Raw genomic sequence first — 14,968 nt, 5'->3', positions numbered from 1 at the left:
TCGTTGGTGCCGATGTGCAGCAGCACGGTGCGCGGGGTGTAGGAGCGCAGCCAGCCGGTGATGTTGGCGTCGATCTGGTCGATCCGCCAGCCGGGGTGGCCCTCGTGGTCGTGGTCGCCCAGGTTGCCCGGCCCGTTGTACTGCGAGCCGACGAAGTCGACGGTGTAGCGGCCGGCGGCCAGGCGCTGCCACAGCCCGATGCGGTATCCGCCGGGCACCTGGGTGCCCTCGGTGATCGAGTCACCCAGCGGCATCACCCGCACCCCGCCGTTGGACTCCGCGCTCGCGGCGCCCGCCCCCAGCACCGCGCCCGACGCCGCCATGGCCACGGTCAGGAGCGGCGCGGCCAGCCATCGGGTCAGCAACCTTCGCGCACTCGACCTGCGCGGGCGACGGCTCTTGTCTGTTATCGCTAACATTTTTGTATCCAGCTCTCTCGGGGGGCGAACGCCGTGAAGTGGTGGCTCTGCGGCCGGGCATGATCGGATGGCCGGCGGTCGGGTGCGGGCCGCACCGCTGCGAGGAGTCGCGGGCAGGCCGATCCGGCTCCTCCCGCGCTCTGTACGGGCGACCTCCCATCGACGGAAGCGGCGACGAGGGGGAGGCCGCGGAGGGAGGGTGGTGTCCGTCCGGGGTCTCGTACCGCTCGGGTCGCCGGGTGCGCTTTCAAGACGGGGTGCTGTGCTGAGACGAGGTGCTGTTAACGTTAACAACGCCGTAAGGGCCCGAGCTCCTTTCTCTGTCCGACGCGCCTACATGGTGGTGGGGCGGAGCAAAGCCGAGGTGACAAGGTGGCGTCAAGGACCCGTTCCGCCCGCGTCGGGCGCGCGCGACGACCGGGCGCGGGCCCAACTGGTCTTATGTCATACGTCTCACCCCAGGCGCGGGGGATGTGTGATGAAACTTTCAGGCATTCCGGCCCGACCGGAGATGGCGGCTCGCCGCAACGTTTCCGGAGACCGGGGCCGATGCCCACGGGGGGCGATGCCGCCCGGCGAGGGCCGGCCGTTCCGAAACTTTCACTGAAGTCTTGACATGTTTCGGCGAGGTTTCCACACTGAGTCCCCGAGGCGATCTCCTGCCTGATGGTGGTGCTCAGGCGGGGGGCCGTCCGCGACGTCCTGGTGGTACGCACTCCCGATCGAGGGAGCGCGGCGTCGACTCGCGACTCTACTCGCCTCACTCCCTTCCCGTTTAGTTATGGAGGCTCAGGCATGGGCGTACGCGCCAATTCCCGGCCCGGAACCCGGCAGTCCTTCACAGGACTGCGCCGGGCTCTGGCCGTCGGTGCCCTCGGTGTGCTCGGCGCGGTCACGGCGTTCGCGGCGGCTTCGGGCCCCGCCGACGCGGCGGCCAGCACGCTGGGCGCGGCGGCGGCGCAGAGCGGCCGCTACTTCGGCACCGCGATCGCTTCGGGCAAGCTCGGCGACTCGAACTACACGACCATCGCGAACCGCGAGTTCAACATGGTCACCGCCGAGAACGAGATGAAGATCGACGCGACCGAGCCGAACCGCGGTCAGTTCAACTTCTCCGCCGGTGACCGGGTCTACAACTGGGCCGTGCAGAACGGCAAGCGGGTGCGCGGTCACACGCTGGCCTGGCACCAGCAGCAGCCGGGCTGGATGCAGTCGCTGTCGGGCAGCTCGCTCCGGCAGGCGATGATCGACCACATCAACGGGGTCATGTCCCACTACAAGGGCAAGATCGCCTACTGGGACGTCGTCAACGAGGCCTACGCCGACAGCGGTGGTGGCCGGCGTGACTCCAACCTGCAGCGGACCGGCAACGACTGGATCGAGGTGGCCTTCCGCACCGCGCGGAACGCCGACCCGGCCGCCAAGCTCTGCTACAACGACTACAACATCGACAACTGGACCTGGGCCAAGACGCAGGGCGTCTACAACATGGTCAAGGACTTCAAGTCGCGCGGCGTGCCGATCGACTGCGTCGGCCTGCAGTCGCACTTCAACAGCCAGAGCGCCTACAACAGCAACTACCGCACCACGATCTCCAGCTTCGCCGCCCTCGGCGTCGACGTGGCGATCACCGAGCTGGACATCCAGGGCGGCTCCGCGCAGACCTACGCCAACGTGACCAACGACTGCCTCGCGGTGCCGCGGTGCGTCGGCATCACCGTCTGGGGCGTCCGCGACAGCGACTCCTGGCTCGGCGCGAACACCAGCCCGCTGCTGTTCGACAGCAACGGTAACAAGAAGGCCGCTTACACCTCGGTCCTCAACGCCCTGAACAACGCCGGCCCCGGCCCGTCCAACTCCCCCAGCGCCACTCCGACGGTGACGCCGACGACGACCCCGACCTCCGGCGGGGGCAGCGGGGCGATCCGTGGTGTGGCCTCCGGCCGCTGCGTGGACGTGCCCAACGCCAGCCAGAGCGACGGCACGCAGGTGCAGCTGTGGGACTGCAACGGCCAGAGCAACCAGACCTGGTCGTCCTCGTCCTCCGGTGAGATCCGGGTCTACGGCAACAAGTGTCTCGACGCCGCCGGCACCGGCAACGGCGCCGCCATCCAGATCTACTCCTGCTGGGGCGGCGACAACCAGAAGTGGCGGGTCAACTCCGACGGCACCATCACCGGTGTCCAGTCGGGCCTGTGCCTGGACGCCGTCGGACAGGGCACCGGCAACGGCACCAAGCTCCAGCTGTACAGCTGCCACGGCGGCAGCAACCAGAAGTGGACCTTCAGCAGCTAGGCGAGTCCGTCCGCTGACTCTCCTCCTCTCAGGGTCGCTCACCCGCCACCTCTCCTGGTGGTGAAAGAAGGCCCCCGGTACGGCGCGCGCCGCCGTACGGGGGCCTTCGCGCGTTGTGGGGGAAGTTGTGGGGGAGTGATCGGAAGGCGCCGCCCGGGTCGCCGAGGCGCGCCGCCCGGGCGGTCCGGTGATGTAAATTTCAGTGATTCTCACCCCTCGGGCGGGGTGGCCGGATCGAAAATTTCCAACGCCCTGGGCAGCCCATATGCCGAGGCGGGATGCCAAATGGGCGATAGGCCGCCTCCGAAAGTTTCACCCCAGTCTTGACATGTTTCGGGGTGGTTTCCACACTGAGGTCCCGAGGCGGCCCTCCTGTCCGGTGGTGGTGCGCAGGCAGGGGGCCGCCGTTTCGCGACGCCTGACGGGTGGCCGGTCCCAGTGATGGGGCCGGCGTCCATCCCGCGCGGCATGTCGCCGCAGTACTCCCTTCCCGTTTCAGCTTTGGAGGCTCAGGCATGGGCGTACGCGCCAATTCCCGGCCCGGAACCCGGCAGCCCTTCACGGGGATGCGCCGGGCTCTGGCCGTCGGTGCTCTCGGTGTGCTCGGCGCGGTCGCGGCGTTCGCGGCGGCTTCGGCCCCCGCCGACGCGGCGGCGAGCACGCTGGGTGCCGCCGCGGCGCAGAGCGGCCGCTACTTCGGCACCGCGATCAGCGGGGGCAAGCTCGGCGACTCGCAGTACACGACCATCGCGAACCGCGAGTTCAACATGGTCACCGCCGAGAACGAGATGAAGATCGACGCGACCGAGCCGAACCGCGGTCAGTTCACCTTCACCAACGGCGACCGGATCTACAACTGGGCCGTGCAGAACGGCAAGCGGGTGCGCGGTCACACGCTGGCCTGGCACCAGCAGCAGCCGGGCTGGATGCAGTCGCTGGAAGGCAGCTCGCTGCGGCAGGCGATGATCGACCACATCAACGGCGTCATGTCCCACTACAAGGGCAAGATCGCCTACTGGGACGTGGTCAACGAGGCCTTCGACGACAGCACCGGCGGGCGGCGCAACTCCAACCTGCAGCGGACCGGCAACGACTGGATCGAGGTGGCCTTCCGCACCGCGCGGAACGCCGACCCGGCCGCCAAGCTCTGCTACAACGACTACAACATCGACAACTGGTCCTGGGCCAAGACGCAGGGCGTCTACAACATGGTCAAGGACTTCAAGTCGCGCGGCGTGCCGATCGACTGCGTGGGCCTGCAGTCGCACTTCAACAGCCAGAGCGCCTACAACAGCAACTACCGCACCACGATCTCCAGCTTCGCCGCCCTCGGCGTCGACGTCGCGATCACCGAGCTGGACATCCAGGGCGGCTCGGCGCAGACCTACGCCAACGTGACCAACGACTGCCTCGCGGTGTCGCGGTGCGTCGGCATCACCGTGTGGGGCGTCCGCGACAGCGACTCCTGGCTGGGCGCGAACACCAGCCCGCTGCTGTTCGACAGCAGCGGTAACAAGAAGGCCGCCTACACCTCGGTCCTCAACGCCCTGAACGCCGCTCCCCCCGTCTCGCCCAGCCCCTCGCCGTCGGTGAGCCCGTCTCAGTCGCCGTCGCAGTCCCCCTCGCAGTCGCCGTCCCAGTCTCCGTCGCAGTCCCCGTCGCAGTCCCCCTCCCAGTCGCCGTCGCAGTCGCCGTCGGCGGAGCCGGGCGGATGCAGCGCGACGATGCGGACGGTGAACTCCTGGCCCGGCGGGTTCCAGTCCGAGGTGACGGTCACCGCGGGCAGCGCGCCGGTGAACGGCTGGACCGTCAACTGGACCTGGCCCGGCGGGCAGAGCATCAGCAGCCTGTGGAACGGTCAGCAGACCGTGTCCGGCTCCAACGTGACGGTCCGCAACGCGCCCTACAACGGCTCCATCTCCGCGGGCGGCTCCACCACCCTCGGCTTCACCGGCAACGGCAGCGCGGCCACCCCCTCCGTCACCTGCACCAGCCCGTGACCCAGTGAGACCCACCGAGATCCACTGAGAACGAAACGAACGACCGGACCGAGCGGGTCCGGCCGGGAGCACGACTCCCGGCCGGGCCCGCTCGTTCGTGTTGCGGGGCGAGACAGTGTCGCGGGGCGGAGACGCTGGCGCCGCCGGCCGGATCGCACCGCCTCTGGCCGGGCAGTTCGCCGTCGCGCACCCCTTTGGCCCTGACTAAAACCTTTTATACGGGAAGACCGTCCGGGTTATCCTCACCGCGACGTCCGGCCGTACCATCCCGGGGCTTGACTGGGGCATGACCTCCGGCGCCCCCCCGGCATTCGGGAGCGACATGAGATTCCAGGTGCTGGGTGACGTGGAGATCGTCGTCGACGACCGGGTGGTGTCGCTGCCGTCACGGCGCCAGGGGCAGTTGCTGGCCCTGCTCATCTGCGCCGAGGGCCGTCCGGTGCCGGCCGACCGGCTGGCCGACGCCCTGTGGGGAGGGCGGCCCGGCTCGCAGTCGGGCAAGAACCTGCAGGTGATCGTGCACCGGTTGCGCAGGACGCTGGACGACCCCGGCCGGATCCAGTACGGCCGTTCGGGTTACTCCCTGGTCGCGCAGCCCGCCGAGGTGGACTCCTGGGAGTTCGCCGCTCTGGTCGAACGGGCCGGGCAGGCGCTGGGGCGCCGTGAGAGCCGCCGTGACAGCCGCCGTGACACCGAGGACGCGGCCGTCCTGCTGGAGCGGGCGCTCGCGCTGTGGCGTGGCCGCGCCTTCACCGGCCTGGACGACCTGGCCCCGCTGGCCGAGGAGGCCGAACGGCTGGAGCAGCAGCGCAGATGGGCGCTGACCGAGCGCATCGACGCCGACATGGCCCTGGGCAGGCACGCCCGGGTCGTCCACGAACTGGTCGCGATGGTGGACGAGAACCCGCTGGCGGAGCCGGCCGTGGCCCGGCTGATGGCGGCGCTGCATCACACGGGGCAGCGCACGGACGCGCTGGAGCTCTACCGGCGGACCCGTGCCGCCCTGGTCGGGGAGCTGGGGCTCGAACCCGGGCCGCAGTTGCGCGCGCTCCATCAGGCGATCCTGCGCGGAGACAGGGAGATCGGCCCGGCCGTCCCCGGCCGGGAGACGGCGCACGCGCCGCACGCGCCGCCGGGGACCGCGCCCTGTCTGCTCCCGCCGCAGCTCGGCGACCTCACCGGACGCGACGAGGAGCTGCGGCTGATCGCCGCCGTCCTGCGCGAGCGCTCGCCCACCGGACCGGCCAGGTGCGCGATCTCCGGCATGCCGGGCACGGGCAAGACCGCTCTGGCCGTACAGGCCGCGCACGAGGCGCGCGACCACTTCCCGGACGGCCAGCTGTACGTGAACCTGCACGGCGGGACGGCGAGACCGGTCGATCCGTCGCACGCGCTGGGCCGGTTCCTGCGTGCCCTCGGCATGCCGGCCACGGCGATCCCCGACGGTCTCGACGAGCGCGCCGAGGCCTTCCGGGTCCGCCTGTCCGGCCGCCGGGTCCTGGTGGTGCTGGACGACGCGGCCGACGAGGCGCAGGTCGAGCCCCTCCTCCCCGCCGGGAGCGGGTGCGCGGTGCTCGTCACGAGCCGCGCGGCGCTGACCGCGCTGCCGGGGGCCCACCGGATCGCGCTCGGCGTCCTCGGCGACGCCGCCGCCGTCGACCTGCTGAACGTCATCAGCGGCCGGACCGGCGACGACGCCGACATCCCCGCCACCGAGCGCCTGGCCGCGCTGTGCGGACGGCTCCCCCTGGCGCTCAGGATCGCCGGGGCGCGGCTCGCCGCCCGGCCGCACTGGAGCGTCGAACGGCTGGTCGCCCGGCTGGCCGGTGAGCATGACCGGCTCGACGAGCTCACCCACGGGTCCCTGTCGGTGCGGGCCAGCCTCGCCCTCGGCTACTCCGGGCTGGCCGGGCCGAGCCGTGCCCTCCTCCGCCGACTCGGGCTGCTGGAGACCCAGGACTTCGCCGGCTGGGTCGCCGCGGCGCTCCTGGACGCCGCGCCGCGCGACGCCGAGGACGTGCTGGAGGGCCTGGTGGAGGCCCGGCTCGTCGAGTACGCCGGGCTCGACTCGATCGGCGAGCCGCGCTACCGCCTCCACGACCTGGTGCGGCTGCACGCCCGGGAGCGCGGAGTGGCCGAGGACCCGCCGGAGGTCGCCGGTGCGGCGTTGTCCCGGCTGGCCGGGGGGTATCTCCGGCTCGCCGAGCAGGCGCACCGGCTGCAGTACGGCGGCGACTACACGGTGCTGCACGGAAAGGGCACGCGGTGGGACTGCGGCCCGGCGGCGGTCCGGCGGCTGCTCGCCGACCCGGCCGGCTGGCTGCGCAGCGAGCGCGCCGGGCTGGTGGCGGCGGTGCGGCACGCGGCCCGCCTCGGGCTGAGCGAGACGTGCTGGGACCTGGCGATGACCGCGGTGACCCTGTTCGAGGCGCAGGGCCTGTTCGACGACTGGCGGAGCACATCGGAGACCGCGCTGGCGACGGCGCGGGAGGCGGGCGACGCGCGCGGCGAGGCCGCGATGCGTTACTCCCTCGGCACGCTGGCGGTGTTCCGGCAGCGCTACGCCGGCGCGCGCCCGCACTTCGACGCCGCGCTGCGGCTCTTCGAGCAGGTGGGCGACCGGCACGGCCAGGCCCTGACGATCCGCAACGCCGCGCTGATCGAGCGGGTGGAGGGGCGGGGAGAGGACGCGCTCGCCAGCTACGAGCGGGCGCTGTCGATGCTGCGCGAGGTCGGCGACCGGCATGCCGAGGCGCACGTGCTCGGCAGCATCGCCCAGATCCACATCGAGCACGACCGGACCGGGGAGGCGGGCCCGCTCCTGGAGACCGCGCTGGCCGTCTACCGCGAGCTGGGCGATCTACGGGGAACCGCCCAGATCCTCAACCGGATGGGCGCCCTGCTGCTGCGGGAGGAACGGGCGGCGGCGGCCGAGGCGGCCTACCGGCAGGTGGGCGCGGCCGCCCGGGCCGCCGGGGACCGCATCGGCGAGGCCCACGCGCTGCTCGGCGGCGGGGAGGCCCGGTTGCTGGCGGGGAATCTCGACGGCGCCGCCGAACTGCTGGAGTCGGCGCTCCGGCTCGCCACCGAGGTCGGCGAGCCGTTCGTGGCCGCACGTGCGCGGCTGACCACCGGCCGGCTCGCCGCCCTGCGTGACGACCTGCCCCTCGCGGCGTCGCTGCTGAGCCGGGCGGCGGAGGCGTTCGAGGAGATCGGGCTGCCGCTCTGGCACGACCGGGCGACCCGCGCGCTGCGGGATCTCGACGGGACGAAGGGCCCGGCGCGCCCGCCGGGGTGAGGCGGGCGCGCCGGGTGGAGATCCGTCAGCCGCTCCCGGGCTCGCCCCGGTCCATCCAGTGGCTGTCGCAGCCGTACGGCCCGTACTTGCAGGGGTTCTCGTACGCCGCGGCCGGGGCCGCGAAGCCGCCGAGCAGCGCCGCCGTCGCGACGGCCGCCAGCACCGCCTTGCGTATCCTGTTCATCTCTCTCCTCGGTTGGACGACACGATCAACGACTTCACGATCAACACTGCCACGCCCACCAGGCGTCGCAGACGGTGTCCCGCAACTGGCCGGGCAGCGGGTCTCCCGGCCCCTTGACTCCGGCCCGGCCCTTGGAGATGTCCCAGGTCACCACGTTGTACTCCGCGGCGGGCTCGATCTCGCCCTCGGCGATGCCGATGCCCTTGGCGTCCTGGAGGCCGTTCCAGTTGCCGTCCTCGTCGACCTTGGGGCCGACGCTGTAGCAGGGGCCGACCGGGATGACGATCGCGCCGCACACCGAGGCGCCGACCGGGCCCTGTTCGTCGGGTGACGCCGACGCCCACTGGACGGCCCCGCCGACTCCCGCCCCTCCGGGGCCGGCGCTGAGCTGGACCACCCCGCGCTGGTAGCTGAGGGACGCGCAGAGGCCCGCGCAGTATCCCACCTGGACCTTGAGGTGCTCGTGTACGGCTCGCCCGAACTTGCGGGTGCTCTCGTTGCACTTCCCGGGATCGGGGAAGCTGGAACAGCTGAACGGTTTGCCGAGGCCGCTCCGGTTCAGGAGCGGCCGCACGTCGCAGCCGGCGATCAGCATCCGGCAGGCGCGTGAGGTCTGCTTCCGCACCGCCCGCTGGGCCCGCTCCCTGGCCTGCTGGGCCTTCCTCCGTAGCTCCTCGGCCTTCCTGCGCGCCTCCGCCGCGCGCCTGCGCGCCTCCTCGGCCAGTTGCCGCGCCCGCTCGCGGGCCCGCTCGACCAGCCTTCTCTGGTAGTCGACGAAGCGGTGCCACGCGTCCCGGATGGCCTTCATGCTCGCCATGAACGCCCTGGTGATCGCGGTCACCGCCCTGATCAGGAGACCGCAGAGGATGCAGCCCCAGTCGTTGCCGTCCGGGTCGCTCTCGGTGACCGGGTTGTTGCCGGCGTACGTGTACCCGTTGAGCTTCTGCGGCTCGTTGGAGTCGAACACCGGGTCCACCGACAGGAACCGTCCTTCACTCGGCAGGTATTCGCGGGCGCCGAGATGGACGAGGCCGGTGGAGAGGTCGGCGGTGCCGCCGACGAACGCCCGCTGTGAGGGCCAGGAACCGGGTTGCTCGCCCCGGGGGTTGCCGAACGGGTCGAACCTCCGCCGGGTGACCTCCAGGGAGGCCGCGTCGATCGCCAGCTCGGCCGTGCCGTGGTGGTCGGAGACGAGCCAGGTGAGCCGCTGGTCGTTGCCCCTGACCGCGATCGTCCGGTCGCCGTGGGTGTAGTAGCGTGTGGCGCTCGGAGTGGTGGAGCCGGTGTCGACCCGCACCTCCATCACGCCGAGGTAGAGCACCGTCCCCGACGGGTCGCGCCGGATGAGCCGGTTGCCCTCGGCGTCGTACATGTACGAGGTGGTCCTGCCCGCCTCGGTCACCTTCGCGAGGTGACCCTCGGCGTCCCACTCCAGCGTCTGCTCGGCGGAGCCGATCCGGCGCGTGGTGGTGTTGCCGGTTTTGTCGTAGAGGTAGGCGTCGGTCCGGTTGACGCCCGGCCCGGTTGTGCTCACCTGCTTCGGGGCGTGTGCCTGGGGCTGCCCGGTGGCCGGATAGGTGAAGGTGCTGACGGTGTCGCCGGTGGCTCCGTTCACGGCGTGCCGGGTCTCGGTCTGCCGGGCGCCCGTCAGGTCGTAGGTGTAGGAGTTCCAGTACGGCGTGGCGCCGCCGACCCCGCTCGGTGTGACGCCGCCGTTCGCGTCCGGGGTGGTGGCGCAGGCTCCGGTGGTGGTCCAGGCGTGCGACACCCGCCGCAGGTGGTCGTACCGGAAGCACTGGATGTCGGAGGCGGCGTTGGCCGCCGGAGGCGTGTCGGCGATCCGGGTGAGGTTGCCCGACTCGTCGTACTCGTAGTTCAGGTCGCCCTGCCGAACCTTCGAGTCGGTCTGCCGGTCGGTGATCCGGCGCAGCAGCCGCCGGGTGCCCTCCTCGTAGGTGTAGTCGTTCAGGATCTGACGGCCGTCCTCACCCCAGCGTTCCTGCAGTGCCTCGCCGCTCTTGCTGTAGAGCGTGTCGTTGACGTACGTCCCGAGGCCGCTGCGGGTCTGCAGCGGCATCGCCTGGTCGGTGTAGGTGGTGCGCACCGTCTCGGCGGGCAGGTTGCCGGCCTCCGGATGCGTGACCGACTGGACCGTGCCGTCGGGGTTGTAGCGGGTCTTGAAGGTGTACGTCCCCGCGAGCCTGCCCTCCGACGCCGGGATGACGTAGCTGTTCGCGGTCGCCCGGTAGGCGGAGTCGTAGGCGTCGACCCGCGTGACGTAGGCGTTCGTCCCGTTCCAGCGCGTGGCGGAGACGGGCATGCCCTTGACGGAGGTGCCGTCGGGGAGCGTGTCGTACGTCCACGACGCGATCGTCGGGTCCTGCGTCGTCTTCCCGGCGTGGACGGCGGTGCGCCGGCCCAGCACGTCGTACTCGAACGCCAGCGTGCGGTTCTCGGCGTCGGTGCTGGTCGTGATCCGGTCCAGGTCGTCGTAGGTGTAGGTCGTCGTGCCCCGGTCGGGGTCCTCGGTCCTGACGACCCGGCCGCGCAGGTCGCGGGTGGTCCGCCACACGTTGCCCGCGGGGTCGGTGACCGTGTCCTGCTCCCCGCCGCGGCTGTAGCCGTACCTGGTGGTGTCGTACGCGCCGACCGGCGACGGGCCCTTGTACTGGCGCAGCTCGACCGTCCGGCCCCGGGCGTCGGCGATCGTGGTCGTCGGGGTCGAGCCCTCCGGGGGATCGACGTCCGTCCGTTCACCGTTGTAGGCGGTCGTGGTCCGCCACTTCTCGTCGCCCATCACCTTGAGGATCTCGGCGGTGGTGCGGCCCAGCCCGTCGTAGGCGTAGACCGTCTGCGCCGGGACCGCGCTGTCGGCCACGCCGAGGATGAGCGGGCCGGGGGCGTCGGCGTTGGCGTACACGTCGTTGACCTTGGCGATCTGCCCGAGGGTGTTGTAGACGGTGTCGCTGAGCAGGCGCCCGCCGCCGTGCGCCGGCTGCTGGTTCTGCCGCGTGCGCAGCAGGCCGTCGTAGATCTCGTAGGAGACGTCGTAGCCGCCGTCGTTGTTCAGGGTCTTCGTGGCGACGGCCACCGGTGCGCCCTGCTCGATGGTGTACGTGAACTCCTGGCTCGCGCTCTGACCGGTGGGCCGGTCCGGCAGCCACACCTTGGCCAGCCGTCCCAGCGGGTCGTAGGCCAGCTCTGTGTGCCGGCCGTTCGCGTCGTCCTGGGCGGCCGTCACGCTCCACTCGGGACGCAGGGCGGTGGTCTCGGTGTGGCCGAGCGGGTTGGTGACGACCGTCTTGACCGGCGCCGCGTCGGCCGCCGGGGTGTACGCCGTGGTGGACTTGGCGTCGGCCGCGTCGTAGCTCTCGGTCTTCCGTCCGTACGCGTCGTACACGGCACGCGCCGCCTGCTGGTAGACCGGCTGGCCGTTCGCGTAACCGCGCAGGTCCTCGGTCCTGGTCACGTCGCCCTTGGTGGGCGCGGCGCCGTAGGCCCCGCCGTCGTAGTACGTCCGGACGTCCTCGAGGACGTCGTCCGGCCGCCGGGGGGTGGTGTCGCAGGCGACCGCGACCTTCTCGCTCCGGACCACCGCGTTGAGGATCCACGCGCCGGTGTTGCGGGCGTAGGTGTTGCGCAGGCACTGGTCGTCGCTGGTGGTCCCCGTGTCGCCCAGGTCGTCGACCGAGGTCAGCGAGCCGTACGCGTCGAAGGAGTTGCGGGTCTCGGTCCGGCGGATCGCGCCGGTGCTGAGCTTGCTGCGGCCGCGTACCTTGGCCACCGAGAGGCGGTAGGCCTGATCGGAGCCCTCCGTCGCGTTCGGCCCCTGCAGCCAGGGGTCGTTGACGGTGGCGGACACCTCGGCGCCGTCCGGCCCGTCCAGTTGCCGGGTCTCGCGCTCGAAGCCCTGCAGCCTCCAGTGGTCGGTGACCTTTCCTCCCTCGGAGTCGGTCACCTGGACGCTCCGGGTGCCGCTCGGCTGCTTGTCGCCGTCCAGCCCGCGGAAGAACAGGTGCTCGACGGCCGTGCGACGGTCGGGCGCCTCGCCCGTGACGACCTGCACCTTCTCGTAGCCGCGCCACGCGGACCAGGTGCGGCGGGAGGCCGGGGCGAGCTCCAGGTCGTCGTACGCCCACGCCGGGTCGCCCTTGTAGACGTAGTCGGTGCGGACCATCGGCGAGCCGCCGGTGAGGTCGACCTCCTGCGTCTGCACGGCGACGTACTTGTGGAACCAGTCGATGCCGGGGGCGGTCGCGCCCTCCGGGGTCCAGAACACCGGGTAGCAGCGCCTGCCGTTGGCGTGCGGCTGGGGCAGCGCGGCGCGGGTGCACTGGGGGTCGGAGTAGACGACCGTGAGCCGGCCGCCGGTCTCGTTGTTCACGCTGCGGATGCGCCACTTCATCATCGGCGCGACGCCTTCGAGCGCGTCGACCCGGTTGGCCATCTCCACGCCGTCGAAGTCGACCGGCGGCGTGCTGAGGGAGCCGCCCACCTTGCCGGTGTGCTGGATCCGCGCCAGCCAGAGCGCGGCGCTCATGTTGTCACCGGGCTTGGGGAAGGACTGGGTCAGCGTCCAGGTGTCGACGTCGGTCAGCGCGCCGTCCTTGAGCACCTGGGTGGTCACCGCGGTCAGCCGCTTGCGGGTGAAGAAGACCGGCGCGTGGTTGGCGCAGTCGGCGCCGGAGGCGCACAGCAGGTCGGCCGGCACGTCGGGCCAGTAGGCGGCGTTGGCCTTGGTGAGCTTGGCGGGCGCGCAGTCGAACGTGGAGGTGCGGACGCACCGCTCGTCCACCGAGAACAGGACCTTCCCGACGGGAAGCTTGGCGTACACCTGCCCGGCGCGCTGGCCGTACTCGATGCGGTCCAGGTAACCGCTCGCCGTGTACGGCGTCTCGTCGGCGGCCTTCATGTTGCGGCCGTAGTGGTTGGTCTCCTTCGTATAGAAGAAGCTCATCGTGTTGCCGTGGGTGTCGATGACGTGGTCGAGGTTCCAGCGGTAGGCCTGCTGGCACCACGAGTCGGCGTAGGCCGTCTTGTGGCAGGGCTCGCCCGAGTCGTCGCCGTAGACGGGCACCGTCCAGGTGGACCCCGTCTCCTGCTTGCCGGAGACCCAGCCGGGCAACCGGTTCAGCCCGAAGAAGAACTGGGTGCCGTCGGGCTGCGTGATCTTCCAGTGCTCACCCTTGGCGCCGTCGCCGTCGCCGTCGTCCCCGTTGACGGCGCCGGTGAGCTTCTCCACCCGGGACCCGTCGTCGTTCTTCAGCCGCCACGCGCCGGTGGCGGCGTCGTGGACGAGCTCGTTGGCCCCGCCGCCGAGCACCACGACGGCGTTGTCGCCGCCCCAGCACAGCTCGCCGTTCTTGGGGGTGACGCCGTCGTCCGCGCAGGACTTGTACTTGCGCTCGATGAAGCCGCCGGGGTTGAGGTCGAAGCCCTCGCCCACCCAGCTCGGCTGGTTGTTCGTCGACGCGGTGCGCCCGTCGACGCCGCTGGAGGAGTAGGCCAGGGCGAGCTCCGGCGCCGGGCCGCCCAGCGACGGCGGCACCCGCATCGGGTAGGACCAGGAGAAGTCGCCCGACTGCGGGCTCACCTCCCAGTCGGCGCTGGGGGAGAGGGGGGTGGCGGTGTAGTCGCCGGTGCCGCCCGAGGGGGCGGCCGCCAGCGCGTAGAGCCCGGCACCCGAGGCGGACGCGCCGGCCACTGAGCCGTTCCCGGCCGCGCCCGCGGCCGTCTTCCGGGCCGCGTCGGTGGCGGGCGCGGACGACGTGGCGGGCGACGTGACGGGCGCGGCGCCGACCTCGGCGGTGAGCGTGCCCCGCGCGACGTCGTTCGTCCCCGGCACCGGCCGGGGAGCGGGACAGTCGCCGGTTCCGGCGGGAACAGAGGCCGGGCCGGTGGCCGGGGTGGTGGTCGCGGCGCAGGCGGGCAGTTCCACCAGGCGCAGCCGGGCCGCCCAGTCGCCGCCGTAGGCGCCGCGGAACCCGGAGTAGTCCAGTTCGAGTGTGACCGGCGCGGCCTGCGCGGCGCCGTCGGCGCGGGTCACCCGCAGCCGCACCCCGGTGTCACCGGGCAGGGACGAGGCGACCGGGTTCAGCAGGTCCACCCGGACCTTCCCCGGCGCCGCCGCGGACGGCTGAGCGGGTGACGGCTGGGCGGCGGATGGCTGAGCGGGTGACGGCTGGGCGGCGGACGGCTGGGCGGGGGACGGCTGGGCGGCGGATGGCTGAGCGGGGGACGGCTGGGTGGCGGCGCTCGCCCGCGCGGCCTCGGCGACGCCCCTTCCGGGGCCGATCCGCACCGGCAGGCCGGACAACCCGACGAGGGCCGGCCGCGCGTCCGGAGCCCCCGCGTCCCGGACGGCGGCCGGATTCTGTGCGGCCGGGTTCTGTGCGTCCGGGTTCTGGGCGGTCGCGTTCTGGGCGGCCGTCTTTCCAGCGAGCGCGGAGAGGTCGGCCGTCGCGCTGCCCGCCCGCGGCCACACCACCTTGGGCGGGGCCTTCAGCGCGCTTCGCTCGGCGGGGTCGGCCGCCCCGCCCTTCACCGGGACGGGCGTCCCCTCCACCAGGTGGTCCCGCTGCGGGTCGGGGGGATCCCAGCGGTCGCCGGCGGCCGCCACCGGCTGGGCGTACAGGAAGGAGGCCGCGAGGGCGGCGAGGGTGGTGGCGGCGGTTCGGCGGCGGAGGCCGCGAGATCGTGACTGGGAGAAATCCATGGTGACTACCTCCGGCTGCCGGCGAAGGGCGCGGGAACGCCCTTCGCCGACGATGGG

5 protein-coding genes and 1 pseudogene are annotated in these 14,968 nt (G+C 72.0%); 3 read left to right on the top strand and 3 right to left on the bottom strand.

Annotated features, from left to right (window positions below; genetic code table 11):
• A pseudogene (locus F5972_RS33835) lies at positions 1-365 on the bottom strand (SGNH/GDSL hydrolase family protein); the annotation flags it as partial.
• An 849-nt stretch (positions 366-1,214) separates the two neighbouring features.
• Here F5972_RS33835 and F5972_RS33830 point away from each other — a divergent pair.
• The 3 genes from F5972_RS33830 (at position 1,215) to F5972_RS33820 (ending at position 8,012) form a co-directional block, all read left to right on the top strand.
• Positions 1,215-2,714 (top strand): endo-1,4-beta-xylanase, encoded by a 1,500-nt coding sequence (locus tag F5972_RS33830; protein ID WP_150939722.1) that lies wholly within the window; start codon positions 1,215-1,217, stop codon positions 2,712-2,714.
• 515 nt (positions 2,715-3,229) lie between these two features.
• Positions 3,230-4,714 (top strand): endo-1,4-beta-xylanase, encoded by a 1,485-nt coding sequence (locus F5972_RS33825; protein WP_225312137.1) that lies wholly within the window; start codon positions 3,230-3,232, stop codon positions 4,712-4,714.
• A 322-nt stretch (positions 4,715-5,036) separates the two neighbouring features.
• Positions 5,037-8,012 carry an AfsR/SARP family transcriptional regulator gene (locus tag F5972_RS33820; RefSeq protein WP_191910448.1) on the top strand — a complete coding sequence of 992 codons (2,976 nt, stop codon included), beginning with the start codon at positions 5,037-5,039 and terminating at the stop codon, positions 8,010-8,012.
• Positions 8,013-8,037: 25 nt separating this feature from the next.
• On the opposite strand, the gene F5972_RS37630 is transcribed toward F5972_RS33820, so the two are convergent.
• Both F5972_RS37630 and F5972_RS39085 read right to left on the bottom strand, forming a co-directional pair.
• A complete protein-coding gene (locus tag F5972_RS37630; protein ID WP_191910447.1) occupies positions 8,038-8,196 on the bottom strand; it encodes a hypothetical protein in 159 nt (52 codons plus the stop codon).
• A gap of 40 nt (positions 8,197-8,236) precedes the next feature.
• The gene (locus F5972_RS39085) at positions 8,237-14,911 is read right to left on the bottom strand and encodes an RHS repeat-associated core domain-containing protein (RefSeq protein ID WP_150939718.1); all 6,675 of its coding nucleotides are present in this window, start codon (positions 14,909-14,911) and stop codon (positions 8,237-8,239) included.
• Positions 14,912-14,968: the final 57 nt, after the last annotated feature.

It is taken from the genome of Microbispora cellulosiformans, assembly GCF_008728085.1.
Taxonomy (GTDB): domain Bacteria; phylum Actinomycetota; class Actinomycetes; order Streptosporangiales; family Streptosporangiaceae; genus Microbispora; species Microbispora amethystogenes.
The sequence above is the reverse complement of the archived record's forward strand: the minus strand, read 5'-3'. Positions and strand labels throughout refer to the sequence as shown.

Excerpts from the sequence above, each read along its gene's own strand:
- F5972_RS33830 (WP_150939722.1), top strand. The coding sequence starts at position 1,215 with ATGGGCGTACGCGCCAATTCCCGGCCCGGAACCCGGCAGTCCTTCACA.
- F5972_RS39085 (WP_150939718.1), bottom strand. The coding sequence starts at position 14,911 with ATGGATTTCTCCCAGTCACGATCTCGCGGCCTCCGCCGCCGAACCGCC.
- F5972_RS33825 (WP_225312137.1), top strand. The coding sequence starts at position 3,230 with ATGGGCGTACGCGCCAATTCCCGGCCCGGAACCCGGCAGCCCTTCACG.
- F5972_RS33820 (WP_191910448.1), top strand. The coding sequence starts at position 5,037 with ATGAGATTCCAGGTGCTGGGTGACGTGGAGATCGTCGTCGACGACCGG.
- F5972_RS37630 (WP_191910447.1), bottom strand. The coding sequence starts at position 8,196 with ATGAACAGGATACGCAAGGCGGTGCTGGCGGCCGTCGCGACGGCGGCG.